The organism is Enterobacter cloacae complex sp. EB5 (assembly GCF_031432835.1).
GTDB classification, from domain to species: Bacteria; Pseudomonadota; Gammaproteobacteria; order Enterobacterales; family Enterobacteriaceae; genus Enterobacter; species Enterobacter hormaechei_C.
In genome coordinates, this window is record NZ_CP133860.1 from 3,242,288 (window position 1) to 3,267,315 (window position 25,028).

General features: G+C 53.2%; 18 protein-coding genes, 1 tRNA gene, 3 rRNA genes and 1 other annotated feature. Of the genes, 12 read left to right on the top strand and 10 right to left on the bottom strand.

What is annotated here, in order from left to right:
- Positions 1–9: 9 nt before the first annotated feature.
- The 3 genes from dgcN to RHN82_RS15490 all read right to left on the bottom strand — a co-directional run bounded on the left by dgcN (position 10) and on the right by RHN82_RS15490 (position 2,287).
- Positions 10–1,230: a diguanylate cyclase DgcN gene (gene dgcN / locus RHN82_RS15480; RefSeq protein ID WP_047052207.1), complete on the bottom strand. Its 1,221-nt coding sequence runs from the start codon at positions 1,228–1,230 to the stop codon at positions 10–12.
- The gene (locus RHN82_RS15485) at positions 1,223–1,759 is read right to left on the bottom strand and encodes a YfiR family protein (RefSeq protein WP_039270048.1); all 537 of its coding nucleotides are present in this window, start codon (positions 1,757–1,759) and stop codon (positions 1,223–1,225) included. Before RHN82_RS15485 ends, dgcN begins: the two co-directional genes overlap by 8 nt.
- Positions 1,760–1,912: 153 nt before the next feature.
- The gene (locus tag RHN82_RS15490) at positions 1,913–2,287 is read right to left on the bottom strand and encodes a DUF2799 domain-containing protein (protein WP_047052204.1); all 375 of its coding nucleotides are present in this window, start codon (positions 2,285–2,287) and stop codon (positions 1,913–1,915) included.
- Between the two features lie 212 nt (positions 2,288–2,499).
- On the opposite strand from RHN82_RS15490, the gene aroF reads away from it, so the two are divergent.
- The 3 genes from aroF to RHN82_RS15505 are packed head-to-tail and all read left to right on the top strand — an operon-like array spanning position 2,500 to position 5,635.
- Positions 2,500–3,570, top strand: coding sequence for a 3-deoxy-7-phosphoheptulonate synthase AroF (aroF, locus tag RHN82_RS15495; protein WP_006811632.1), 1,071 nt, complete (start codon positions 2,500–2,502; stop codon positions 3,568–3,570).
- Positions 3,571–3,580: 10 nt separating this feature from the next.
- Positions 3,581–4,702 carry a bifunctional chorismate mutase/prephenate dehydrogenase gene (tyrA, locus tag RHN82_RS15500; RefSeq protein ID WP_047052202.1) on the top strand — a complete coding sequence of 374 codons (1,122 nt, stop codon included), beginning with the start codon at positions 3,581–3,583 and terminating at the stop codon, positions 4,700–4,702.
- Between the two features lie 60 nt (positions 4,703–4,762).
- Positions 4,763–5,635, top strand: a complete 873-nt coding sequence (locus RHN82_RS15505) for an SMP-30/gluconolactonase/LRE family protein (RefSeq protein WP_045911903.1) — start codon at positions 4,763–4,765, stop codon at positions 5,633–5,635.
- Here the strand turns inward: RHN82_RS15505 and pheA are convergent.
- The 4 genes from pheA to bamD form a co-directional block, all read right to left on the bottom strand.
- Entirely contained in the window at positions 5,632–6,792 is a 1,161-nt protein-coding gene (pheA, locus tag RHN82_RS15510; RefSeq protein WP_047052199.1) for a bifunctional chorismate mutase/prephenate dehydratase, read from the bottom strand. The genes RHN82_RS15505 and pheA overlap by 4 nt on opposite strands.
- Before the next feature lie 30 nt (positions 6,793–6,822).
- Positions 6,823–6,948, bottom strand: a sequence feature (Phe leader region).
- Positions 6,900–6,947: a pheA operon leader peptide PheL gene (gene pheL, locus RHN82_RS15515; protein ID WP_100229775.1), complete on the bottom strand. Its 48-nt coding sequence runs from the start codon at positions 6,945–6,947 to the stop codon at positions 6,900–6,902. (Overlaps the previous feature by 48 nt.)
- Positions 6,949–7,052: 104 nt before the next feature.
- Positions 7,053–7,394: a ribosome-associated translation inhibitor RaiA gene (raiA, locus tag RHN82_RS15520; protein WP_003863162.1), complete on the bottom strand. Its 342-nt coding sequence runs from the start codon at positions 7,392–7,394 to the stop codon at positions 7,053–7,055.
- Positions 7,395–7,661: 267 nt separating this feature from the next.
- Positions 7,662–8,399 carry an outer membrane protein assembly factor BamD gene (gene bamD / locus RHN82_RS15525; RefSeq protein ID WP_003863164.1) on the bottom strand — a complete coding sequence of 246 codons (738 nt, stop codon included), beginning with the start codon at positions 8,397–8,399 and terminating at the stop codon, positions 7,662–7,664.
- A 131-nt stretch (positions 8,400–8,530) separates the two neighbouring features.
- On the opposite strand from bamD, the gene rluD reads away from it, so the two are divergent.
- The 9 genes from rluD to RHN82_RS15570 all read left to right on the top strand — a co-directional run bounded on the left by rluD (position 8,531) and on the right by RHN82_RS15570 (position 20,522).
- Positions 8,531–9,511, top strand: coding sequence for a 23S rRNA pseudouridine(1911/1915/1917) synthase RluD (gene rluD, locus RHN82_RS15530; protein WP_047052197.1), 981 nt, complete (start codon positions 8,531–8,533; stop codon positions 9,509–9,511).
- A complete protein-coding gene (yfiH, locus tag RHN82_RS15535) occupies positions 9,508–10,239 on the top strand; it encodes a purine nucleoside phosphorylase YfiH (protein ID WP_047052196.1) in 732 nt (243 codons plus the stop codon). Before rluD ends, yfiH begins: the two co-directional genes overlap by 4 nt.
- 129 nt (positions 10,240–10,368) lie before the next feature.
- Positions 10,369–12,942, top strand: coding sequence for an ATP-dependent chaperone ClpB (gene clpB / locus RHN82_RS15540; protein WP_045337481.1), 2,574 nt, complete (start codon positions 10,369–10,371; stop codon positions 12,940–12,942).
- Between the two features lie 446 nt (positions 12,943–13,388).
- A 16S ribosomal RNA gene (locus RHN82_RS15545) occupies positions 13,389–14,930 on the top strand.
- An 84-nt stretch (positions 14,931–15,014) separates the two neighbouring features.
- A tRNA-Glu gene (locus RHN82_RS15550) sits at positions 15,015–15,090 on the top strand.
- Positions 15,091–15,272: 182 nt separating this feature from the next.
- A 23S ribosomal RNA gene (locus RHN82_RS15555) occupies positions 15,273–18,178 on the top strand.
- Positions 18,179–18,366: 188 nt separating this feature from the next.
- Positions 18,367–18,482, top strand: a 5S ribosomal RNA gene (gene rrf, locus RHN82_RS15560).
- Together the 16S, 23S and 5S rRNA genes with 1 tRNA gene alongside form the textbook arrangement of a ribosomal RNA operon.
- A gap of 128 nt (positions 18,483–18,610) precedes the next feature.
- The gene (locus RHN82_RS15565) at positions 18,611–19,063 is read left to right on the top strand and encodes a DUF4385 domain-containing protein (protein ID WP_047052478.1); all 453 of its coding nucleotides are present in this window, start codon (positions 18,611–18,613) and stop codon (positions 19,061–19,063) included.
- Between the two features lie 151 nt (positions 19,064–19,214).
- Complete coding sequence (locus tag RHN82_RS15570; RefSeq protein WP_003860741.1) at positions 19,215–20,522, top strand: MFS family transporter; 1,308 nt, start codon at positions 19,215–19,217, stop codon at positions 20,520–20,522.
- Here the strand turns inward: RHN82_RS15570 and RHN82_RS15575 are convergent.
- The 3 genes from RHN82_RS15575 to RHN82_RS15590 all read right to left on the bottom strand — a co-directional run bounded on the left by RHN82_RS15575 (position 20,519) and on the right by RHN82_RS15590 (position 25,017).
- Positions 20,519–20,842 (bottom strand): YfiM family lipoprotein, encoded by a 324-nt coding sequence (locus RHN82_RS15575; RefSeq protein ID WP_003860739.1) that lies wholly within the window; start codon positions 20,840–20,842, stop codon positions 20,519–20,521. The genes RHN82_RS15570 and RHN82_RS15575 overlap by 4 nt on opposite strands.
- Positions 20,843–20,888: 46 nt before the next feature.
- Positions 20,889–22,244: a CDP-diacylglycerol--serine O-phosphatidyltransferase gene (gene pssA / locus RHN82_RS15580; protein ID WP_026094276.1), complete on the bottom strand. Its 1,356-nt coding sequence runs from the start codon at positions 22,242–22,244 to the stop codon at positions 20,889–20,891.
- A gap of 109 nt (positions 22,245–22,353) precedes the next feature.
- Positions 22,354–25,017: a bifunctional acetate--CoA ligase family protein/GNAT family N-acetyltransferase gene (locus tag RHN82_RS15590; RefSeq protein WP_047052477.1), complete on the bottom strand. Its 2,664-nt coding sequence runs from the start codon at positions 25,015–25,017 to the stop codon at positions 22,354–22,356.
- Positions 25,018–25,028 lie beyond the last annotated feature (11 nt).

Here is a 25,028-nt window from a genome sequence, read left to right on the forward strand (position 1 = left end):
GTCTTCCTTTCAGGATATTGTTTTCGAACGCTGGTTTTTGACCAGATACATATTGCGATCGGCTTGCTCCAGTAATGCCTCAACGGAGGCATTTTCCCACGCCAGAGCATAGCCAATGCTGAGTGACATTGATGCTGTGTGCCCGTTATGCAGATCAAACGGACGGATAAATTGCTGCGACAGCGCAGCGCAAATATATTCGACCTCACGCGCGGTGTGGACGCCGTAAAGGATCATGGCAAATTCGTCGCCGCCAAGACGGTAAGACTGATGACGCTTTTCGCCAAACTCGACCATCCTTTTGGCGGCTTCGATCAGTACGCAGTCGCCCGCGGCATGACCCCAGGTGTCATTGATAAACTTGAAATTATCACCGTCCAGAAATAGCAGGGCGGAATTGGTTTTTGCCGAAGCGTCATTCATCAATGCCGCAATGTTGTTGCGAAACGCGGCGCGGTTTGCAAGCCCCGTGAGCGGATCGTGCATGGCGGTACGCAACAGTTGAGCGTTTTTCGCCTGTAGCTTGAGCTGCCACTCTTCCATTTCATCCAGCAGGCTGTTGAAGTCTTCTCCAAACTGATGGAACTCTTCAATGCGGCCTTCCGTTACCCGGCGAGAGAAGTTGCGGTTGGTGCGAACATCATGCACAACGTCAGTGATGTTTTGCATTTCAACAACCATGCCATGATGTAGCGAGCGGGTGATGGTCAATGCGACGGCAGAGGCAAAAAGAATGCAGCCGGTGAGGACCGCAAACGAGAGCCAGATAAAGTGGCTAATCAGGCTGTCTCGTGCGGTCAGACGAATTTCGCCAATCACATTGCCGTTATGTATGATGGGCTGTGCGACAGGAACAGGGAACAACCACCGGTTGACCAGCGCGCCCAGCGTGTCGGTATTATCCGCCGGGTTCCAGGACCACCATGCAAACCGTTTATGATGTGCGTTAAGCACTTCCGCCACGGCAAACTGCCCCTGCTTGCCGAGGGTCGCCAGCGTTTCATTTGCCGCCACGGCATCGTTGAACACCAGAGAGGCTTCAAGGCTGTGGCTCATGGTGGCGCCGGTAAGTTCGAGGTTTTTTTGCGCATATTGCTTTAATGTCACCACGGAAGCGAAACACAGCAGCAACCATATAAACGTCATCGTTATAATGACGCTTATCATGCTGATTCGCCGCAACGTTCTTTTAAACGTCGGACGCGGTGTTGGTGCGACTTCCTTATTCATGCTTCTTATTCCGTGCGAGCATTAATACATCCGGATTGACTCTTACGCCACTGCGCGCCAGCGCATCCAGATTTACGGAAAACCTGACCTGGTTGTGCTCTATTATCAGACAAAATGCGCTGCCAATAACGCATTCAGGATTTTGTTCTGACATTAATAGCAACGCCTGGCCATGATACTGATTTATTATTTCCTGTTGTTTTGCCGGCGACTCACTCCCGAAATAGAGGGCATCACACCTTGCGGTGAGTGCTTCCCGATCGCTATGCACAATGACAGGACTATAGGGCAACGGGTTGTGTTCATCTTCACTGCTGAGTGCCTGTCTGTAATGGGAAGAGGCATAAATACAGAGCTTAGGCTGGCCGGACAGTGCGGGCCATCGGGTGTAGCTCACAATACCAGAAACAATCGAACGTACTGATTTATCCGTTTCCGTGAACGAGCCTGCCGTTGCAGGGGCCACTAAAATGAACAGCATTAACGCCAGGGGGAGTCGGAGCAAAGCGATCAAGATTGCATTTCTCATCAGAATCCGCCAAACCGCCCCGGAAATAGATGTCCTTAAGAATTGTCGGCAGAATACCATTGTTTATCAAAGCCGTCATTATGTCAGAAATATCCCTGTTTTGACCTAAGCTAAATCTTACAGTGAACTATATTCATAGGAATTCAGGCAGGCTCAATTAAGCCTGCTGGAACGCATACTTTCATCCATTCCTTGTTGCCAGGATTCATGCAGTTTTACTGCATTTTCAGTTGTATCGCAGCTGGCAGGAAATGATTTACCCGCTAATCCCCAGGCGTGAATAAAGCCCTCTTCGCATATTTTTTTCTGTCCGTCAGCGTAGCCACGAAGATATTCCCCTCGATCAACCTGAGAGTCATTAAAACTATCGGCCAGCGCCTGGTTATCTTTAACCGGAACACCATTCATAGCGTCTTCTTTACCGGCCGTGAACCAGTCCGGGTTGGTCCAGTCAGGCTGAAAAGTGTAAGGATTGATCTGGCAACCCGACAAAACCAGCGACAACAACATAAAAGCAATTAAACGCATGGCTATTCTCCTTTTTGTGAGCATAGCCTGGCTTATAAGGGTGTGTGTGTAATTTTAACTTTACGGTTTTAGACCATGATTTTTGCCATTAAAGGGTTTCTGTAAAGTAATATGTACGTATTTTGGATTGAAATCTTTACTTAATGTGATATCGTTGTGTCACCTCTTCGAGGAAAACCACTATCGCAAACGAGTTTGACAGGATCGCAATCATGCAAAAAGACGCGCTGAACAACGTACATATCACTGACGAACAGGTGTTAATCACCCCGGATCAACTGAAGGCGGAATTCCCGCTGAGCGTCGCGCAGGAAGCTCAGATTGAGCACTCTCGCCAGACCATTTCTGACATTATCGCTGGCCGCGATCCGCGCCTGCTGGTGGTATGTGGTCCTTGCTCTATTCACGATCCTGAAACCGCCATTGAGTACGCTCGTCGATTTAAAGCATTAGCGGAGGAGGTCAGCGATAGCCTCTATCTGGTGATGCGCGTCTATTTTGAGAAGCCTCGTACGACGGTTGGCTGGAAAGGGTTGATCAACGATCCGCACATGGATGGCTCGTTTGATGTGGAAGCCGGCCTGAAGATTGCGCGTCGCCTGCTGGTGGAGCTGGTCAGCATGGGGCTGCCGCTGGCAACCGAAGCGCTGGATCCGAACAGCCCGCAATACCTCGGCGATCTGTTTAGCTGGTCTGCGATTGGGGCGCGTACCACCGAGTCACAAACCCACCGCGAGATGGCATCAGGCCTGTCTATGCCGGTTGGTTTTAAAAACGGTACCGACGGCAGCCTGGCGACGGCGATTAACGCCATGCGCGCCGCCGCCATGCCCCATCGTTTTGTCGGGATCAACCAGGCGGGCCAGGTATGCCTGCTGCAAACGCAGGGCAACCCGGACGGGCATGTGATCCTGCGCGGCGGTAAAGCGCCAAACTACAGCCCGGCGGATGTCGCGCAGTGTGAAAAAGAGATGGAACAGGCGGGACTGCGTCCGGCGCTGATGGTAGATTGCAGTCATGGTAATTCGAATAAAGATTACCGTCGCCAGCCTGCGGTTGCAGAATCTGTGATTGCTCAGATTAAAGATGGCAACCGTTCCATTATCGGCCTGATGATTGAAAGTAATATTCATGAAGGCAATCAGTCATCGGAACAGCCGCGTAGCGCGATGAAGCCCGGCGTCTCGGTCACCGATGCCTGCATTAGCTGGGAAACCACCGATGCGCTGCTGCGTGAGATCCACAAAGATTTGAACGGCCAGCTGGCGACGCGTCTGGCATAAGAGGGTAGTTATGGTTGCTGAATTGACCGCATTACGCGATCAAATTGATGAAGTGGATAAGGCGTTGCTGGATCTGCTGGCGCGCCGCATGGCACTGGTTGCCGAGGTCGGCGAGGTTAAAAGTAAATACGGCCTGCCGATTTACGTTCCGGAGCGCGAGGCCTCTATGCTCGCCTCCCGCCGTAAAGAGGCGCAGGCCCTGGGCGTTTCACCTGATTTGATTGAGGACGTCCTGCGTCGCGTGATGCGCGAGTCCTATTCCAGCGAAAACGACAAGGGCTTCAAAACCCTCTGTCCGTCGCTGCGCCCGGTGGTTATCGTCGGTGGTGGCGGGCAGATGGGGCGTCTGTTTGAGAAAATGCTGACGCTTTCTGGCTATCAGGTGCGTATTCTGGAGAAAGAGGACTGGTCGCACGCGCCGGAGCTGATGAAAGACGCCGGAATGGTTATCGTCAGCGTGCCGATCCATGTGACGGAGCAGATAATCGCGAAACTTCCTCCGCTGCCGGAAGATTGCATACTGGTGGATCTGGCCTCCGTTAAAAATGGTCCGCTACAGGCAATGCTGGCGGCGCACACTGGCCCCGTGCTTGGGTTACACCCGATGTTTGGCCCGGACAGCGGAAGCCTGGCGAAGCAGGTAGTGGTTTACTGTGACGGGCGGCAGCCGGAAGCCTACCAGTGGTTCCTGGAACAGATCCAGGTCTGGGGAGCAAGTTTACACCGCATTAGCGCGGTAGAGCATGACCAGAACATGGCGTTTATTCAGGCGCTGCGCCACTTTGCAACCTTCGCCTATGGGCTGCACCTGGCGGAAGAGAACGTTCAGCTTGAACAATTGCTGGCGCTTTCCTCGCCAATCTATCGTCTGGAGCTGGCGATGGTCGGGCGACTGTTTGCCCAGGATCCGCAGCTTTACGCCGACATCATCATGTCGTCTGAAAATAACCTGGCGCTGATCAAGCGCTATTATCAGCGTTTTGGCGAAGCGATCACCTTGCTGGAACAGGGCGATAAACAAGCCTTTATCGACAGTTTCCGTAAAGTGGAGCACTGGTTCGGTGATTACGCCACGCGATTCCAGAGTGAAAGCCGCACGCTGTTGCGCCAGGCAAATGACAGTCGCCAGTAATGCGATGATGTATATACTGAAAGCCAGCATTGCTGGCTTTTTTCATTTTGGGGAACTGTCATGGCTGAACCGCAGCTGCTGTTGAACTATACCGGGCATCTGCCCGAATGCCCGACGTGGAGTGCAGAAGAGAAGGCGCTCTACTGGGCGGATATCCTGGAAGGGGAGATCCATCGGTACCATCTGCCCACCGCGGAACACTCGGTGCTCTCATTCCATGAAGAAGTTGGGTGTTTTGCCCTGCGTGAACGCGGCGGATTTATCGTCGCGATGCGAAACGCCATCTGGCTGACCGATAAACACGGCCTGCTCCAGCGTAAGGTTTGCGATAACCCGTCCAACCCGCAGCTTGCACGCTTTAACGATGGCGGTACCGATCATCAGGGACGGTTTTATGCGGGCACGTTCTGGGGGCCGGGAGATTATAACGGCGCCATGCTGATGCGTATCGACAACGACCTGACGCCGAAAGTGATTCAGTGCGATATTCACGGGCATAACGGTTTAGCGTTTAGTCCTGACAAACGGTGGATGTTTACTTCTGATACGCCGAACGGCGTGATCTACCGTACGCCGCTTGATGAGCAGGGGGAACCCGGTAAGCGCGAAGAGTTTCGCCGGTTTAGCGAGGGAGAAGGTATACCCGACGGTGCGGCAATGGATGAGGAAGGCTGTTACTGGAGCGCACTGTTTGACGGCTGGCGTATCGCACGGTTTTCACCGCAAGGCGAACAGCTGGAAGAGTATCGGCTGCCGGTACGCTGCCCGACAATGGTCTGCTTTGGCGGCGACGATATGAAAACGCTGTTTATCACCACCACGCGGGAAAATATGGAGGCGGAGGAGCTGGCGAAATACCCGCTTTCCGGTGCCATCTTCACCCTGCCTGTAAATGTGGCAGGGATGAAGAAAAGCCGCTTTATCGAACGTTAAGCCGGATCGACCGGGACCACGGTTTCGCTCGGATAGCAGCCCAGCACTTTCATGGAGCGGGTGATCTCGCCCAGTTCGCGCAGGGCTTTCTGCATGGATGCAGACTCCAGGTTGGCCTGAACGTCGAGATAGAACATCTCTTCCCACGGGTTGCCATGGATTGGGCGGGATTCCAGCTTCGTCATGATCAGGTTGTGATTACGCAGCACCAGCAGCGCTTCAACCAGCGCACCCGCCTGCTGGCCGGTCGCCATCAGCAGGGTGGTTTTCGCCGGGACCTGATCCGATACGTTGATAGCCTTGCGGGCCAGAATCACGAAACGGGTGATGTTCTGCGTCTGGTTGGCCAGATTGCGTTCCAGCACCTGTAAGCCATACAGCGCGCCGCCCGCTTCGCTACCGAGAGCCGCGACGGCAGGAGAGTTTGCCTGCGCCACTTTTTCCATCGCCGCTGAGGTGCTTTTGGTGTACTCAATTTTCCAGTGCGGATAACGGTTCAGGAACTGGCTGCACTGCTGGAACGGCTGCGGGTGGCTGTACACCGTTTCGATCTGACTCAGATCGGTTGAGCCAGAGACCAGCACGCAGTGATCGATAGGGATAGTCAACTCGCCGACTAACGACAGGCTGGTGTGCTGGAGCAGATCGTAAACATCGTTGATGGCGCCGGAACTGGTGTTCTCAATTGGCACCACGGCGTAATCGGCCTGGCCGGTTTCGACCTGGTTGAAGATGTCTGCAAATTTAGCGCAACCGCTCTCAATAAACTCTTCGAAATGGCGGGCTGCGTACTGGCGGGCCGCCAGATGAGAATAGGAGCCTTTCGGGCCGAGGAAAGCGATACGAGCAGAGTGCGGGTTGGTTTTGTTCAGATGCTGCTGGAGCAGGGCTTGTTGCGTCAGAACGGAATCTTCGATGATAAGCTGGAACAGGCGGGTGATGTAGTGGGCATCCAGATGATGCGCTTTGCCGAGTTGAATCAACCGTTCCAGTAAATCACGTTCGCGATCGATATCGCGCACCGGCCGATGGGACTCGAGCTTGGCTTTGCCCACTTCAACGGCGAGCGAGCGGCGTTCTGCCAGCAGGGCCAGTAATTTTTCGTCGAGCGCACTGATTTTTACGCGTAAATCCAGGAGCGGGTTTTCCGGTGTCATAGTGTTGTCTGTCTCATTTTATCGTTATCAATAAAAAAGGCCTCCCGGTGTGGGAGGCCTTGTTGTTCGTCTTCGCATTCTTTATCACACGACGAAACGCCTCCCGGTCAGGGGAAGGTAAAAAAGAATGCGAAGAAAAACGGCGTCTGTTTCATAAGGTCATCCTGAAATTGATAGGGTTAAAGTACCTGTACTGTTTTGATCCTGTCAATAAAAAACGCGCCCGAAGGCGCGTTGTCGGTACACTCAATTTTAGAGGATTACTCTTCTTCAACTTCTTCCGCGAAGCTGGCGTCTTTCACCGAGGTTGCGGCGCGACGTGCTTCACCTTTGTGTTGCACTTTATTGAGCTGCCGTTCCAGCTTGTTGATCAAATCGTTAATTGCGGTGTACATATCCTCGTGTTTTGCGCTGGCGACCAGATGGCCGTTTGGAGTATTGATAGTTGCATCAGCGATGAAACCCTGCGGCTCCTTGGACAGGATGATATGTGGATTAATCAAATGTGTTTGCCATTTATCCAGTTTGGCGAGACGGTCTGCGACGTGCTGGCGGATTGCCGGAGTAATTTCCATTTGTTTACTGGTAATGTTCATTGTCATAAATTTTACCTCTTGTCTTTCCGTCTTGGTGATTCCAGCATACCCGACCTAATGTCAAAATGTGTGATTTAGATCACGTTATTTTGTCGGTTTTTGTCAGGGAATCTTTTTTGTGAGGCAGGGCAGGAAGAGGTGAGATTTACCTTGTCGAAGCCAACAATTGCGGTCATAGTTGAATGGATGTGTTGAAGCTAAACCGCTTCAGCGTAAGTCTGAAAGAATAAAAAAACGGCAGCCCGCGGGCTGCCGTTATGCGTTGTAGCGGTATCAGGTGTTGCTGCTGTTCGCGGCGATGATTTTCGCCACTTTGTCAGCCTGAGCCGTCATCTGCATCTGGCGATACGCATTTTCCATCAGCTTCAGGCCATCACGCGTAGCCTGGGTATCCGGGTAATCACGCAACATGCCTTCTACACGGTTAACCACGGCAACCCATGCGCCACGGCGGGTGTAGTATTCCGCAACGGAGTACTCGTATTTCGCCAGACGATCTTTCAGGAACACCAGACGCTTAGTGGCATCGGTAATGTACTGGCTGTTCGGGTAGCTACGCACCAGTTTGGAGAAGTCATTGAAAGCATCACGCGCATGTTGCGGGTCACGGTCGGAACGATCCACCCCGAAGAAGCCCTGCAATGCACTGTCATCCAGCGCCATGTTAGTCAGGCCGCGCATGTACATCACGTAATCGATGTTAGGATGGGTAGGGTTCAGACGCATGAAACGATCGATCGTTGCCTGAGCCAGCGGCAGATCGGCATTTTTGTAGTAGGCATAGATGAGATCTAACTGTACCTGCTGCGAATACGGACCAAACGGATAGCGATTATCCAACGCTTCCAGTTGCGTTATCGCCTGTTTCCAGTTACCGTCCTGCAACTTTTGTTGTGCAGTCGCATAGATTTCATTCGGCGGATTGTCAGGGACCTGTTCATTCGAACCGGAGCAGCCCACCAAAGCCAGGCTCAACGTGGCCGCTGCCACCAGATATTTCATGCGCGTCATGACGTTTTGACTTTCCTCAAATGTTTGTCCGGGAGAAACTCAGTTCCTGCTCCCGATTAAGACCAGCTACAATAGCACACTATATTAAACGGCAAAGCCGTAAAACCCAACGTTAAACGAAGAAGCAGTTTATGGCACAACGAGTAGAACTCACCGCAACAGTCTCCGAAAATCAGCTCGGTCAACGCTTAGATCAGGCTTTGGCCGAATTGTTCCCTGATTATTCGCGTTCACGCATAAAAGAATGGATCCTTGACCAGCGCGTGCTGGTAAACGGCAAGATCTGGGACAAACCAAAAGAGAAAGTGTTTGGTGGGGAAGCTGTCGCCATCAATGCTGAAATCGAAGAGGAAGTCCGCTTCGAGCCGCAGGATATCCCGCTGGATATCGTCTACGAAGATGACGATATTCTGGTCATCAACAAGCCGCGCGACTTTGTTGTTCATCCGGGCGCGGGCAATCCTGACGGTACGGTACTTAACGCTCTCCTTCATTATTATCCACCGATTGCCGACGTACCGCGTGCTGGTATCGTTCACCGTCTGGATAAAGACACCACGGGTCTGATGGTGGTGGCGAAGACGGTTCCAGCTCAGACTCGCCTGGTGGAATCTTTGCAATTGCGCGAAATTACCCGTGAGTATGAAGCGGTGGCGATTGGTCATATGACCTCTGGCGGCACGGTGGAAGAGCCTATCAGCCGTCACCCAACCAAGCGTACGCATATGTCCGTACACCCGATGGGTAAACCGGCGGTAACCCACTACCGCATCATGGAACATTTCCGTATTCATACGCGCCTGCGTCTGCGTCTGGAAACCGGGCGTACTCACCAGATCCGCGTGCACATGGCGCATATTACCCATCCGCTGGTGGGGGACCCTGTTTACGGCGGTCGTCCGCGTCCACCAAAGAGCGCATCGGATGAATTCATCTCCGTGCTGCGTAAATTCGATCGCCAGGCGCTGCATGCGACGATGCTACGTCTTTACCACCCAATCACCGGAATTCAGATGGAATGGCATGCACCGATCCCACAGGATATGGTGGAACTTATCGACGCGATGCGCGCAGATTTCGAAGAACATAAGGATCACGTAGACTGGTTATGACCAAACTGATTGTCCCGGAATGGCCACTGCCTGAAGGCGTGGCTGCCTGTAGTTCGACCCGTATCGGTGGTGTGAGCCAGGGCGCGTGGGAGTCTTTGAACCTCGGTGCGCATTGTGGCGATAACCTGGAGCACGTTGAAGAGAACCGTAAACGTCTCTTTGCTGCGGGAAACCTTCCTTCAAAACCGGTCTGGCTTGAGCAGGTGCACGGTAAAGTGGTGCTGAAGCTGACGGGAGAGCCCTATGCGTCTAAACGCGCCGATGCTTCGTACAGCAATACGCCGGGAACGGTTTGCGCGGTGATGACCGCTGATTGCCTGCCGGTGTTGTTCTGCAATCAGGCAGGAACTGAAGTGGCTGCTGCCCACGCCGGATGGCGAGGCCTGTGCGAAGGCGTGCTGGAAGAGACCGTTGCCTGCTTCCAGGACGATTCTGCAAATCTCATTGCCTGGCTTGGCCCGGCGATTGGTCCGCAGGCATTTGAGGTCGGGCCCGAAGTGCGCGATGCCTTTATGGAAAAAGATCCGCAAGCGGTCGAAGCGTTTGTGGCTTCCGGAGATAAATATCTGGCCGATATTTACCAGCTTGCCCGCCAGCGCCTGAATAACGTCGGCGTGACCCAAATCTTCGGCGGAGAACGCTGTACTTTCACCGAAAAGGGTGATTTTTTCTCCTATCGTCGCGACAAGACGACAGGCCGTATGGCAAGTTTCATTTGGCTGATATAACCTAAAGAATCAAGACGATCCGGTACGCGCCGTTTTCTTTTCACATAATTCAGGTTATTAACCTTGAATAATTGAGGGATGACCTCATTTAATCTCCAGTAGCAAATTTGACCTGTTATGGGAGGAGTTATGCGTCTGGATCGTCTTACTAATAAATTCCAGCTTGCTCTCGCCGATGCCCAGTCCCTCGCACTGGGGCACGACAACCAATTTATCGAACCTCTTCATTTAATGAGCGCCTTGCTGAATCAGGAAGGGGGATCGGTACGTCCTTTATTAACGTCCGCTGGCATTAATGCCGGCCAGTTACGCACCGCCATCGATCAGGCGCTGAGCCGTTTACCGCAGGTAGAAGGTACCGGGGGCGACGTGCAGCCGTCGCAGGATCTGGTGCGCGTGCTGAACCTTTGCGACAAGCTGGCGCAAAAACGTGGGGACAATTTTATTTCGTCAGAGCTGTTTGTTCTGGCGGCGCTTGAATCACGCGGTACCTTAACCGACCTGCTGAAATCCGCCGGTGCAACCACCGCTAATGTGACCCAGGCGATTGAGAAAATGCGCGGAGGTGAAAGCGTGAACGACCAGGGAGCCGAAGACCAACGTCAGGCTTTGAAGAAATTTACGGTCGACCTGACCGAACGTGCCGAGCAGGGCAAACTTGACCCGGTGATCGGCCGTGACGAAGAAATTCGCCGGACTATCCAGGTACTGCAACGCCGTACTAAAAACAACCCGGTGCTGATTGGTGAGCCAGGCGTCGGTAAAACCGCCATTGTTGAAGGGCTGGCGCAGCGTATCGTTAATGGCGAAGTGCCCGAAGGGCTGAAAGGCCGTCGCGTACTGGCTCTTGATATGGGCGCGCTGGTGGCTGGGGCGAAATACCGCGGTGAATTTGAAGAGCGTCTGAAAGGCGTGCTGAACGATCTGGCGAAACAGGAAGGTAATGTCATCCTGTTTATCGACGAACTGCACACCATGGTGGGGGCGGGTAAAGCTGATGGCGCAATGGATGCCGGGAACATGCTGAAACCTGCGCTGGCGCGTGGTGAACTTCACTGCGTCGGCGCCACTACGCTGGACGAGTATCGTCAGTACATTGAAAAAGATGCCGCGCTGGAGCGTCGTTTCCAGAAGGTGTTTGTCGCTGAACCAAGCGTTGAAGATACCATCGCCATTTTGCGTGGTCTGAAAGAGCGTTATGAGCTGCACCATCACGTGCAGATCACTGACCCGGCCATCGTTGCGGCGGCGACGCTTTCGCATCGTTACATTGCCGACCGTCAGTTGCCGGATAAAGCCATCGACCTTATCGATGAAGCGGCGTCCAGCATCCGTATGCAGATTGACTCGAAACCGGAAGAGCTGGACCGACTCGATCGCCGCATTATCCAGCTCAAGCTGGAACAGCAGGCGCTGAACAAAGAGTCTGATGAAGCGAGTAAGAAACGCCTCGATATGCTCAATGAAGAACTGGACGAGAAAGAGCGTCAGTATTCTGAGCTGGAAGAAGAGTGGAAAGCTGAGAAAGCCTCTCTCTCTGGCACCCAGACAATCAAGGCGGAGCTGGAGCAGGCGAAAATTGCCATTGAGCAGGCGCGTCGCGTAGGGGATCTGGCACGGATGTCCGAGCTACAGTACGGCAAGATCCCTGAGCTGGAAAAACAGCTTGAGATCGCCACGCAGTCGGAAGGCAAAACCATGCGTCTGTTGCGTAATAAAGTGACGGATGCCGAGATTGCCGAAGTGCTGGCGCGCTGGACGGGTATTCCTGTGGCTCGCATGATGGAAAGCGAACGCGAGAAACTGCTGCGTATGGAGCAGGATCTGCATCAGCGCGTCATTGGACAGAACGAAGCGGTCGAAGCGGTATCTAACGCCATTCGTCGTAGCCGTGCGGGGCTGTCCGATCCGAATCGTCCAATCGGCTCGTTCCTGTTCCTGGGGCCAACCGGTGTCGGTAAAACCGAGCTGTGTAAAGCGCTGGCTAACTTTATGTTCGACAGCGATGACGCGATGGTGCGTATCGATATGTCCGAGTTTATGGAGAAACACGCCGTCTCGCGTCTGGTCGGTGCGCCTCCGGGATATGTCGGTTATGAAGAGGGCGGTTACCTGACGGAAGCGGTTCGTCGTCGTCCTTATTCCGTCATCCTGCTGGATGAAGTGGAAAAGGCTCATCCTGACGTGTTTAACATTCTGTTGCAGGTGCTGGATGATGGGCGTCTGACGGACGGGCAGGGAAGAACGGTCGACTTCCGTAACACGGTGGTGATCATGACCTCGAACCTGGGTTCCGATTTGATTCAGGAACGCTTCGGTGAGCTGGATTACAGCCATATGAAAGATCTGGTGCTGGGTGTGGTCAGCCAAAACTTCCGTCCGGAGTTCATCAACCGTATTGATGAAGTGGTCGTGTTCCATCCGCTGGGTGAGAAACACATTGCGTCGATTGCGCAGATCCAGTTGCAGCGTCTGTACAAACGTCTGGAAGAGCGTGGGTATGAAATCCACATTTCCGACGATGCGCTGAAACTGCTGAGCGAGAATGGTTACGATCCTGTTTATGGTGCGCGTCCGTTAAAACGTGCTATCCAGCAGCAGATCGAAAACCCGCTGGCACAGCAAATCCTCTCTGGGGAGCTGGTTCCGGGCAAAGTTATCCGTCTGGAAGCCAACGACGATCGCATTGTGGCAGTGCAGTAAGTCACAAAACGCAAAAACGAGCCGCTTGCGGCTCGTTTTTGTTTAAAAACCAGGCGAGAATTGTGGTCTGGGATGTGATTTGCCTGGAAAGTGAGCAGTCGGTGAATAATTTGCACTTTATCCTTGCAGGTTCGGAATTACTCCCTATAATGCGCCTCCACTGACACGGAACAACGGCACGCAAGCCGCCGGGTCAGCAGAGAAAAGCAAAATAAACGCTTGACTCTGAAGCGGGAAAGCGTAATATGCACACCCCGCGCCGCAGCGAAAACGAAGCGGCACTGCTCTTTAACAATTTATCAGACAATCTGTGTGGGCACTCAAAGTGACATGGATTCTTAACGTCGCAAGACGAAAAATGAATACCAAGTCTCAACGAGTGAACACGTAATTCATTACGAAGTTCTTTTCTTTAGAAATAAAGAAACATTGAGCATCAAACTTTTAAATTGAAGAGTTTGATCATGGCTCAGATTGAACGCTGGCGGCAGGCCTAACACATGCAAGTCGAACGGTAACAGGAAGCAGCTTGCTGCTTCGCTGACGAGTGGCGGACGGGTGAGTAATGTCTGGGAAACTGCCTGATGGAGGGGGATAACTACTGGAAACGGTAGCTAATACCGCATAATGTCGCAAGACCAAAGAGGGGGACCTTCGGGCCTCTTGCCATCGGATGTGCCCAGATGGGATTAGCTAGTAGGTGGGGTAACGGCTCACCTAGGCGACGATCCCTAGCTGGTCTGAGAGGATGACCAGCCACACTGGAACTGAGACACGGTCCAGACTCCTACGGGAGGCAGCAGTGGGGAATATTGCACAATGGGCGCAAGCCTGATGCAGCCATGCCGCGTGTATGAAGAAGGCCTTCGGGTTGTAAAGTACTTTCAGCGGGGAGGAAGGCGGTGAGGTTAATAACCTCATCGATTGACGTTACCCGCAGAAGAAGCACCGGCTAACTCCGTGCCAGCAGCCGCGGTAATACGGAGGGTGCAAGCGTTAATCGGAATTACTGGGCGTAAAGCGCACGCAGGCGGTCTGTCAAGTCGGATGTGAAATCCCCGGGCTCAACCTGGGAACTGCATTCGAAACTGGCAGGCTAGAGTCTTGTAGAGGGGGGTAGAATTCCAGGTGTAGCGGTGAAATGCGTAGAGATCTGGAGGAATACCGGTGGCGAAGGCGGCCCCCTGGACAAAGACTGACGCTCAGGTGCGAAAGCGTGGGGAGCAAACAGGATTAGATACCCTGGTAGTCCACGCCGTAAACGATGTCGACTTGGAGGTTGTGCCCTTGAGGCGTGGCTTCCGGAGCTAACGCGTTAAGTCGACCGCCTGGGGAGTACGGCCGCAAGGTTAAAACTCAAATGAATTGACGGGGGCCCGCACAAGCGGTGGAGCATGTGGTTTAATTCGATGCAACGCGAAGAACCTTACCTACTCTTGACATCCAGAGAACTTTCCAGAGATGGATTGGTGCCTTCGGGAACTCTGAGACAGGTGCTGCATGGCTGTCGTCAGCTCGTGTTGTGAAATGTTGGGTTAAGTCCCGCAACGAGCGCAACCCTTATCCTTTGTTGCCAGCGGTCCGGCCGGGAACTCAAAGGAGACTGCCAGTGATAAACTGGAGGAAGGTGGGGATGACGTCAAGTCATCATGGCCCTTACGAGTAGGGCTACACACGTGCTACAATGGCGCATACAAAGAGAAGCGACCTCGCGAGAGCAAGCGGACCTCATAAAGTGCGTCGTAGTCCGGATTGGAGTCTGCAACTCGACTCCATGAAGTCGGAATCGCTAGTAATCGTGGATCAGAATGCCACGGTGAATACGTTCCCGGGCCTTGTACACACCGCCCGTCACACCATGGGAGTGGGTTGCAAAAGAAGTAGGTAGCTTAACCTTCGGGAGGGCGCTTACCACTTTGTGATTCATGACTGGGGTGAAGTCGTAACAAGGTAACCGTAGGGGAACCTGCGGTTGGATCACCTCCTTACCTTAAAGAACCTGCCTTTGTAGTGTCCACACAGATTGTCTGATGAAAAGTAAATAGCAAGGCGTCTTGCGATTGAGACTGTACGTCCCCTTCGTCTAGAGGCCCAGGACACCGCCCTTTCACGGCGGTAACAGGGGTTCGAATCCCCTAGGGGACGCCACTTGCTGGTTCGTGAGTGAAAGTCACCTGCCGTCATATCTCAAAACTGACTTGCGAGTCATGTTTGAGATATTTGCTCTTTAAAAATCTGGATCAAGCTGAAAATTGAAACGACACACAGCTCATGTGTGTTCGAGTCTCTCAAATTTTCGCAACCAGAAGTGAAACATCTTCGGGTTGTGAGGTTAAGCGACTAAGCGTACACGGTGGATGCCCTGGCAGTCAGAGGCGATGAAGGACGTGCTAATCTGCGAAAAGCGCCGGCGAGGTGATATGAACCCTTGACCCGGCGATGTCCGAATGGGGAAACCCAGTGTGATTCGTCACACTATCGTTAACTGAATACATAGGTTAACGAGGCGAACCGGGGGAACTGAAACATCTAAGTACCCCGAGGAAAAGAAATCAACCGAGATTCCCCCAGTAGCGGCGAGCGAACGGGGAGCAGCCCGGAGTCTGAATCAGCTTGTGTGTTAGTGGAACGGTCTGGAAAGTCCGACGGTACAGGGTGATAGTCCCGTACACGAAAGCACACTTGCTGTGAACTCGAAGAGTAGGGCGGGACACGTGGTATCCTGTCTGAATATGGGGGGGACCATCCTCCAAGGCTAAATACTCCTGACTGACCGATAGTGAACCAGTACCGTGAGGGAAAGGCGAAAAGAACCCCGGCGAGGGGAGTGAAAAAGAACCTGAAACCGTGTACGTACAAGCAGTGGGAGCACCTTCGTGGTGTGACTGCGTACCTTTTGTATAATGGGTCAGCGACTTATATTCTGTAGCAAGGTTAACCGTATAGGGGAGCCGAAGGGAAACCGAGTCTTAACTGGGCGTTAAGTTGCAGGGTATAGACCCGAAACCCGGTGATCTAGCCATGGGCAGGTTGAAGGTTGGGTAACACTAACTGGAGGACCGAACCGACTAATGTTGAAAAATTAGCGGATGACCTGTGGCTGGGGGTGAAAGGCCAATCAAACCGGGAGATAGCTGGTTCTCCCCGAAAGCTATTTAGGTAGCGCCTCGTGAACTCATCTTCGGGGGTAGAGCACTGTTTCGGCTAGGGGGCCATCCCGGCTTACCAACCCGATGCAAACTACGAATACCGAAGAATGTTATCACGGGAGACACACGGCGGGTGCTAACGTCCGTCGTGAAGAGGGAAACAACCCAGACCGCCAGCTAAGGTCCCAAAGTCATGGTTAAGTGGGAAACGATGTGGGAAGGCACAGACAGCCAGGATGTTGGCTTAGAAGCAGCCATCATTTAAAGAAAGCGTAATAGCTCACTGGTCGAGTCGGCCTGCGCGGAAGATGTAACGGGGCTAAACCATGCACCGAAGCTGCGGCAGCGACACTATGTGTTGTTGGGTAGGGGAGCGTTCTGTAAGCCGTTGAAGGTGTGCTGTGAGGCATGCTGGAGGTATCAGAAGTGCGAATGCTGACATAAGTAACGATAAAGCGGGTGAAAAGCCCGCTCGCCGGAAGACCAAGGGTTCCTGTCCAACGTTAATCGGGGCAGGGTGAGTCGACCCCTAAGGCGAGGCCGAAAGGCGTAGTCGATGGGAAACAGGTTAATATTCCTGTACTTGGTGTTACTGCGAAGGGGGGACGGAGAAGGCTATGTCAGCCGGGCGACGGTTGTCCCGGTTTAAGCATGTAGGCGGAGGTTCCAGGTAAATCCGGTACCTTATTAACGCTGAGGTGTGATGACGAGGCACTACGGTGCTGAAGTGATAAATGCCCTGCTTCCAGGAAAAGCCTCTAAGCATCAGGTAACACGAAATCGTACCCCAAACCGACACAGGTGGTCAGGTAGAGAATACCAAGGCGCTTGAGAGAACTCGGGTGAAGGAACTAGGCAAAATGGTGCCGTAACTTCGGGAGAAGGCACGCTGATGTGTAGGTGAAGTCCCTGCGGACGGAGCTGAAATCAGTCGAAGATACCAGCTGGCTGCAACTGTTTATTAAAAACACAGCACTGTGCAAACACGAAAGTGGACGTATACGGTGTGACGCCTGCCCGGTGCCGGAAGGTTAATTGATGGGGTTAGCTGTAAGGCGAAGCTCTTGATCGAAGCCCCGGTAAACGGCGGCCGTAACTATAACGGTCCTAAGGTAGCGAAATTCCTTGTCGGGTAAGTTCCGACCTGCACGAATGGCGTAATGATGGCCAGGCTGTCTCCACCCGAGACTCAGTGAAATTGAACTCGCTGTGAAGATGCAGTGTACCCGCGGCAAGACGGAAAGACCCCGTGAACCTTTACTATAGCTTGACACTGAACACTGGTCCTTGATGTGTAGGATAGGTGGGAGGCTTTGAAGCGTGGACGCCAGTCTGCGTGGAGCCGCCCTTGAAATACCACCCTTTAATGGCTGGTGTTCTAACGTAGACCCGTAATCCGGGTTGCGGACAGTGTCTGGTGGGTAGTTTGACTGGGGCGGTCTCCTCCCAAAGAGTAACGGAGGAGCACGAAGGTTGGCTAATCCTGGTCGGACATCAGGAGGTTAGTGCAATGGCATAAGCCAGCTTGACTGCGAGCGTGACGGCGCGAGCAGGTGCGAAAGCAGGTCATAGTGATCCGGTGGTTCTGAATGGAAGGGCCATCGCTCAACGGATAAAAGGTACTCCGGGGATAACAGGCTGATACCGCCCAAGAGTTCATATCGACGGCGGTGTTTGGCACCTCGATGTCGGCTCATCACATCCTGGGGCTGAAGTAGGTCCCAAGGGTATGGCTGTTCGCCATTTAAAGTGGTACGCGAGCTGGGTTTAGAACGTCGTGAGACAGTTCGGTCCCTATCTGCCGTGGGCGCTGGAGAATTGAGGGGGGCTGCTCCTAGTACGAGAGGACCGGAGTGGACGCATCACTGGTGTTCGGGTTGTCATGCCAATGGCACTGCCCGGTAGCTAAATGCGGAAGAGATAAGTGCTGAAAGCATCTAAGCACGAAACTTGCCCCGAGATGAGTTCTCCCTGAGACTTTAAGTCTCCTGAAGGAACGTTGAAGACGACGACGTTGATAGGTCGGGTGTGTAAGCGCAGCGATGCGTTGAGCTAACCGATACTAATGAACCGTGAGGCTTAACCTTACAACGCCGAAGATGTTTTGGCGAAGAGACGAAATTTTCAGCTTAGATTCAGAGTCCGAAGGATTTTGCGCTGAGACAAGGCGGCAAACGAAGGAAAGGAAGGAGCATACTGAGGTATGTGACTGACTTTACGAGAGCAGCCAACGCAGTATCAGTGCGAAAGACACAGGACAGAGCACAAGAATTTGCCTGGCGGCTGTAGCGCGGTGGTCCCACCTGACCCCATGCCGAACTCAGAAGTGAAACACCGTAGCGCCGATGGTAGTGTGGGGTCTCCCCATGTGAGAGTAGGGAACTGCCAGGCATCAAACAAGAAGAACCCCGTACCGTAAGGTGCGGGGTTTTTTGCTTTGGGCGCGGAAAACATGCCGGATGGCGGCTTCGCCTTATCCGGCCTACAATTGTTAAAACAATTTTAACAATGGTGCCGCTTTGACTCGTCCCTTTGATTATCAACAAGATTTTGCCAATATTAATTTTCGCGAACATCCAGAACGGTATCAGGTGGGCCGGGGTGAGCAGGGCGTATTGATAGTCGAGCCTTATAAAAGCGAAATCCTTCCACATTGGCGCTATAAAAATGCTGAAGTCGCAGCGCGTTCGGCACAAGAGATCTACGCCCTCTTTGAAGAGTACCGCAGGAATAACGATTTTGTAGGTATGGACATGGCGCGTAAATTCATACAGATGGGATACACCCGTGCCCGACGATACGCCAATCATAAAGGTGGAAAAAAGTATGATGAGAAGCGCCAGGTCAAACCCCTCGATCTCGATCCCGTAAAAGCAGAGGCCGCTGCGGTATTCAAAACGTGGTGGGATAAAATTCGTGCCGATGAAGATTATTTGCAGCGAAAAAAGGCTCACCAGCAAGCGTGGGGATAATTACTACGTCCGCTAATAATTCGATACCTGATCGAGTTCACAAAATCCAATGAAACATATTGGAAACATTTTATTTACCTAACGATTCGTTTTAAATCCGGTTTTACTGTTTGTGGGCAATGGCCCGCAATGTGAGACAGGGGATTTTAAAATGACAGAAACCGTAGCCAGTGCAGATACAGATAACACAAGTTTAGCAGGCAAGGATACTCGCCGTCGGGTTTGGGCAATCGTTGGAGCCTCATCGGGGAACCTTGTAGAGTGGTTTGATTTTTACGTCTATTCATTCTGTTCACTCTACTTTGCGCATATCTTTTTCCCGTCAGGGAACACCACAACGCAGCTTCTGCAAACCGCAGGCGTTTTTGCCGCCGGGTTCCTGATGCGTCCCATTGGCGGATGGCTGTTCGGCAGGATCGCGGACAGGAAAGGGCGCAAGACATCCATGCTCATCTCCGTATGCATGATGTGCGTCGGCTCGCTGGTGATTGCCTGCCTGCCCGGATATGACACAATCGGAACATGGGCACCGGCGTTGCTGCTGCTGGCACGTCTGTTCCAGGGGCTGTCAGTGGGTGGCGAATACGGCACCAGCGCGACATACATGAGCGAAGTGGCTGTTGAAGGGCGCAAAGGTTTCTATGCATCATTCCAGTATGTAACCCTCATTGGCGGTCAGCTGCTGGCATTACTGGTTGTGGTGATCCTTCAACAAATCCTTAGCGATGAAGATTTACGCGCCTGGGGCTGGCGCATCCCGTTTGCCCTGGGGGCCGCCCTGGCGGTTGTGGCGCTGTGGTTACGCCGTCAGCTTGATGAAACCTCCCAGCAGGAGGTCAGGGCGCTGAAAGAAGCCGGTTCGATGAAAGGGCTGTGGCGTAACCGCAAAGCATTTTTGATGGTATTAGGCTTTACCGCCGCAGGCTCGCTAAGCTTCTATACCTTCACCACCTATATGCAAAAATATCTGGTCAACACCACGGGCATGCATGCTAACGTTGCGAGCGTCGTCATGACGGTGGCGTTACTGGTCTTTATGCTCATACAGCCGATTGTTGGCGCGCTGTCGGACAAAATAGGTCGCCGCACCTCCATGCTGATCTTTGGTGGCATGCTCACCCTGGGGACTGTTCCGCTTTTGACGGCGCTACAGCATACAACCTCTCCGTATGCCGCTTTCGCTTTGATTATGGTGGCACTTATTATTATTAGTTTTTACACGGCAATCAGTGGCATTTTGAAAGCGGAAATGTTTCCCGCACAGGTGAGGGCGCTGGGCGTAGGCCTCTCTTATGCGGTCGCTAACGCCCTGTTTGGCGGATCAGCAGAATATGTCGCGCTATCCCTAAAGTCATGGGGCAGTGAAACGACCTTCTTCTGGTATGTCACCATCATGGGGGCGCTGGCGTTTATTGTCTCCCTGATGCTGCATCGTAAAGGAAAAGGTATCCGCCTTTAATAGTGCGCCATCTGCCAGACGGCGTAGCCGGTTGTTGCCCCGGCTACGTCCCAGGCAAAATCTTTCCAGCTCCAGCCGCTTCCCGAGGGGCGGCTATCCCAAAGTTCTTTTGATGCCCCCAGGCTAATGGAGAACATCAGCCCCATTGTGGCACTTCGATCCCGGCTATACCCCTGGTGCAGCGCATACTCATTACCCGCAGCGGACAACATTGCAGACGCCAGAAAGTGTTGAGCTTTATCCTGACCCGACCAGTTATCATTAGCCATATGGCTGCAACCGGTCAGGAAAAGCGGGATTATCAGGAAAGGCGTACGCATTAACAGACTCCATAAAAAAAGCCCCGTCGATGACAGGGCCCGTGTATTACAGAATGCGGCTGATGAGGCGGTCGATACGGATCCGACGTAGACGGCGAATCAGCTTGCGAACTTTCACCGGATAATCAGCGATGCTTTGCAGATCGCGATAATGACGAACCACTGTGGTATGCGTGCGTATAAGCTCCAGCTCACGATCGCGTTTCGCGGCTAACGCATGCTGAGGATCATGAATAAGGATGGCGTTTTCCAGATCCAGACGCCAGGCGCGTGGGTTCAGGTTATTACCGGTCAGCAGCATCCACTCATCATCCACCCACATCCCTTTGAGGTGATAGCTGTTGTCTTCATCTTTCCAGAGACGCACAACCAGCTGGTCCGTGTTCACATAGTACTGTAAACGGCTCAGGAAGCGGCGCAGGTTAATCTCATAGAGATAAGGCAGTGCGCCGATGATCTTGAAAGGTTGATCTTCCGGAATGAAAAAGTCATTTGCCGTTTTATCCCCGACAATAATTTCCACCTTTTTACCATCACGCAGCAGCTGAATGATATTACGCACCAGAACGGCGGGAAGGTTGAAGTACGGGGTACAGATGGTGAGCTTATGCTCCGCGCACGGCATCAAATGGAAGATGGTCTTGTTCAGCAGGCTGGATTTTCCCAGGCCTACCAGAGGCGTAACGGACAGTTCTTCATTACTGGCATCCCCCTGAAAACGATAAACCGCATCGCGCAGTTCCTGGCGGAAGGAGCGAACGTCGTTTTTGATTTCCGGGCTTTTCGGACGATGAGGATCGTCAAGACGGTGCACACCCCGGCCATGAACCAGGTTTTTATCAACCCAGTTGAACATGATGTCGGCCATCTGCGGATTGCGGATCAGATGGTAGCGATCGTAGCGGTATTTATCGAGCTGATGGAGATACACATCATTCAGGCTGGCACCGCTATAAAGGACGCTGTCATCAATGATAAATCCTTTAAAATGAAGAACGCCAAGCGCTTCACGGGTATTCACCGGTACGCCATACACAGGGATATCAATACCCGGATTTTCCTGGGCCGTGCGGCAATACCAGTCAGCATTGGTATTCGAGGCAGCCGCTCCAATACGGCCGCGCTGAGCACGGTGCCAGTCAACCAGCACGCGAACATCCAGTTCCGGACGCTGACGTTTCGCTTCATAGAGCGCGTTAAGGATCGCACGCCCACCTTCATCTTGTTCAAGATAGAGCGCCACAATACAAATACGTCGCGTAGCGCTGGCAATCTTTTCAAGAAGCGTCTCCCGGAAATGAGCGGGAGCATAAAAGAACTCTACATCATCAACTGACTGAGAAATCTTCGGTAGTTGAGCAAGGTGTTGTTGATGTTTATTACGCTTAAATTTTGACAACATCACAGTGCGTTTCTTCTCTGTTCATTGAAGGGTTGTCTGTACCAGGCAAACAACATAAGCGGACAATGATACCCCAGTGCCGGTAAAAGTGGGTAACATTTCCAGCAGCTTACTCTTGTTTATCCGTCGAAATCAGGCTGAGGGACAGAGAGACAATGCCTTCATCCAGCTGGATATCAACGTCAAAACCGAGCTTCCGCGCCAGGGTCACCATACCCCGATTGTTTGGCATAGTAATGCCATTCAGGCGTGACAATCCGTGATCGCGCGTATAACCAATGAGTTTTTCGAGCAGCCGTCTGCCCAACCCTAAACCCTTAAGATCGGAACGCACCAGTACGGCAAACTCCGCATCCACGTTATCCGGGTCGGAAATGGCACGCGTCACGCCGAGGATCTCCTCTTCCGCTCCGGAACGGCGGACCGCCACAATCGCCATTTCTCGATCGTAGTCGATCTGGGTCATATTGGCTAAATCGTCGTGGGTAAATTCATTGATTTCGCTGAAATAGCGATAGTACAAATCTTCCTTCGTCACCTGCGAGATGAACGCCCGCAGCAGCGGCTCGTCTTCCGGAAGGATAGGGCGAAACAGCGCCCGTTCCCCATTTTTCATCTCCACCCACTCTTCCAGATGAAGAGGATAAGGACGAATGGCGAGACGGCTTTCCGGGTCACCGATATAGGGCGCAATATCCAGCGTCACGTCCAGCGCGGTAAATTCATTTCCGGAGGCAAGAAGGGGGTGGATATCCAGGCGCTGGATCTCCGCACAGTCAACAATGAGGTTGGAGACCTTCACCAGAAACTGGCTTAATCCGGCGATATCAAGCGGCCGCAGAGCGCTTCTCCCGCGGATTTTTTTGCTTTTGATGGCCTGAATAATTAAATAACGCGCCAGGTTCATGTTTAGAGGAGGAAGCGCGACAACCGCCTGCTCTTCTGGCCGCCACTCAACGCCGCCTTCACCCAGCATAATGAGCGGACCAAAAACCGGATCGTGTTCGACAACCACGCGCAGCTCCTGCGCACCCGCACGGTTGGCCATGCTCTGCACCAGCAGGCCGTGGATCCTGGCCTGTGGCCACGTCATTTTTACGCGATCGATAATGGCATCCGCGGCCTGTTGCACTTCTGTCGCGGTGCGCAGATACAGCATGACGCCCTGTACATCCGATTTGTGCGGAATATCGGGAGAGCGCAGCTTCAGCGCGACCGGATAACCAATCTGCTCAGCGATATGTACCGCCTCAGCGCTGTCGCCGGCAATCCAGGTGGGCAGGGTTTGCATCCCATAGCTGCCAAGAATGGGTTGCACCTCATGTGTGTCAAGGGAAGTGGCGCCCTCTTCGATGGCCTGCTGCAAAAGCCTGTGTACATCCACCGAATTTGCGGTGAGATTGCCCGGCAGGGCAGGCGTTTCACGCAGCTGCTTCTGGTTGCGGCGGTATTCAACCATATGCATAAACGCGGTAATGGTGCCCTCCGGGGTACGGTAGGTTGGCAACCCGGCTTCACTAAACAGACGCCGTGCCTCCTGGGAGGAGAACTCGCCGCACCAGTTGGTCAGCAGGGTAACGTATTTGCCGCGGGGATGGTTTCGGACTGCCTCAATCAGCGCTCGCGCACTTTCGCTGCCTGGCGCAACCGCGCTGGGCGAATGGATAATCATCAGCGCATCAAAGTCCTGGCTATCCAGCAAAATCGTGATCGCCTTAATGTAACGATCGCTGCTGGCATCATCGCGCAAATCGAGGGGATTATCGGGAACAACGCTTCCCGGTAACGCGTCCCGCAGGCGCTGGAGCGTCTCTTCACCCAGCGTAGCCAGCTTGCCGTTGCGTAGCCAGAGCTCGTCCAGCGCCAGGGCGGCGGGAGCGGCACCGTTGCTGACAATCATCAGTTTTTCACCGCGCAGGGGGCGCATGTGGCTTAACGTTTCGACGGCGGAAAAAAGCTCGTGCGTATCCTGTACCCGCAGTAAACCGGCGCGCTGGATCGCTGCATCCCATGCGGGATCCATCCCGGAACGGGAATGTAGCAGGCGCTGAGCCGCAGGGCTGCGCCCGCTTTTGATGACCAGTATCGGTTTATTTCGCGATGCGCTACGCGACGCCGACACAAAACGACGGGCGTCACTCAGGTGTTCAAGGTAGAGCAGGATAGCGCTGGTTTTGCTGTCACGCGCCAGGAAATCCAGCAGCTCATCGACGTCAATGTCCAGGCTGTCGCCCAAAGCGATGAAGTAGGAAAAACCCATCTCACGCTGCTGCGCCCAGTCGAGGATGGTATTGGATACCGCAGCCGACTGCGAAATAAAGGCCAGTTTGCCTTTACGGATCGGAACCGGGGAAAAACTGGCATTCAGCCCTTGCCAGGGCGCAAGCAGACCGAGGCTGTTTGGACCAAGAATGCGCATCTGGTAGCGGCTGGCGCAGGCCAGCAGTTCGGGCTGCTGTTCAGGAGGCGAGGAAAGAATAATGCAGGTTTTACAGCCTTTCTGACCGAGCGACTCAAGCAGTTCGAGGTTTCGTTTCGCATGCGTACAGAGCACGGCGAGGTCGGGAACGAAAGGCAGGCTCTGCACATCCGGCCACGCCAGCACCCCCTGTACCGCCTTATAAGCGGGCGTAACGGGCATGACCGGGCCGTTAAACCCGCCAGCCAGCAGGTTACGCATCATCAGATATCCTGCGCGGTCCGGTTTCATCGAGGCGCCAATAACGGCAATGGATTTCGGACGGAGTAGCGCTTCTAACCCTCTCTGGCTCATGCAGGCCTCCT

Coding starts and splice junctions, on each gene's coding strand:
- pheA (WP_047052199.1), bottom strand. CDS start 6,792: ATGACACCGGAAAACCCGCTCCTGGATTTACGCGTAAAAATCAGTGCG.
- raiA (WP_003863162.1), bottom strand. CDS start 7,394: ATGACAATGAACATTACCAGTAAACAAATGGAAATTACTCCGGCAATC.
- pssA (WP_026094276.1), bottom strand. CDS start 22,244: ATGTTGTCAAAATTTAAGCGTAATAAACATCAACAACACCTTGCTCAA.
- RHN82_RS15485 (WP_039270048.1), bottom strand. CDS start 1,759: ATGAGAAATGCAATCTTGATCGCTTTGCTCCGACTCCCCCTGGCGTTA.
- RHN82_RS15490 (WP_047052204.1), bottom strand. CDS start 2,287: ATGCGTTTAATTGCTTTTATGTTGTTGTCGCTGGTTTTGTCGGGTTGC.
- bamD (WP_003863164.1), bottom strand. CDS start 8,399: ATGACGCGCATGAAATATCTGGTGGCAGCGGCCACGTTGAGCCTGGCT.
- dgcN (WP_047052207.1), bottom strand. CDS start 1,230: ATGAATAAGGAAGTCGCACCAACACCGCGTCCGACGTTTAAAAGAACG.
- RHN82_RS15575 (WP_003860739.1), bottom strand. CDS start 20,842: ATGCGTACGCCTTTCCTGATAATCCCGCTTTTCCTGACCGGTTGCAGC.
- rluD (WP_047052197.1), top strand. CDS start 8,531: ATGGCACAACGAGTAGAACTCACCGCAACAGTCTCCGAAAATCAGCTC.
- aroF (WP_006811632.1), top strand. CDS start 2,500: ATGCAAAAAGACGCGCTGAACAACGTACATATCACTGACGAACAGGTG.
- tyrA (WP_047052202.1), top strand. CDS start 3,581: ATGGTTGCTGAATTGACCGCATTACGCGATCAAATTGATGAAGTGGAT.
- yfiH (WP_047052196.1), top strand. CDS start 9,508: ATGACCAAACTGATTGTCCCGGAATGGCCACTGCCTGAAGGCGTGGCT.
- RHN82_RS15505 (WP_045911903.1), top strand. CDS start 4,763: ATGGCTGAACCGCAGCTGCTGTTGAACTATACCGGGCATCTGCCCGAA.
- RHN82_RS15570 (WP_003860741.1), top strand. CDS start 19,215: ATGACAGAAACCGTAGCCAGTGCAGATACAGATAACACAAGTTTAGCA.
- clpB (WP_045337481.1), top strand. CDS start 10,369: ATGCGTCTGGATCGTCTTACTAATAAATTCCAGCTTGCTCTCGCCGAT.
- RHN82_RS15590 (WP_047052477.1), bottom strand. CDS start 25,017: ATGAGCCAGAGAGGGTTAGAAGCGCTACTCCGTCCGAAATCCATTGCC.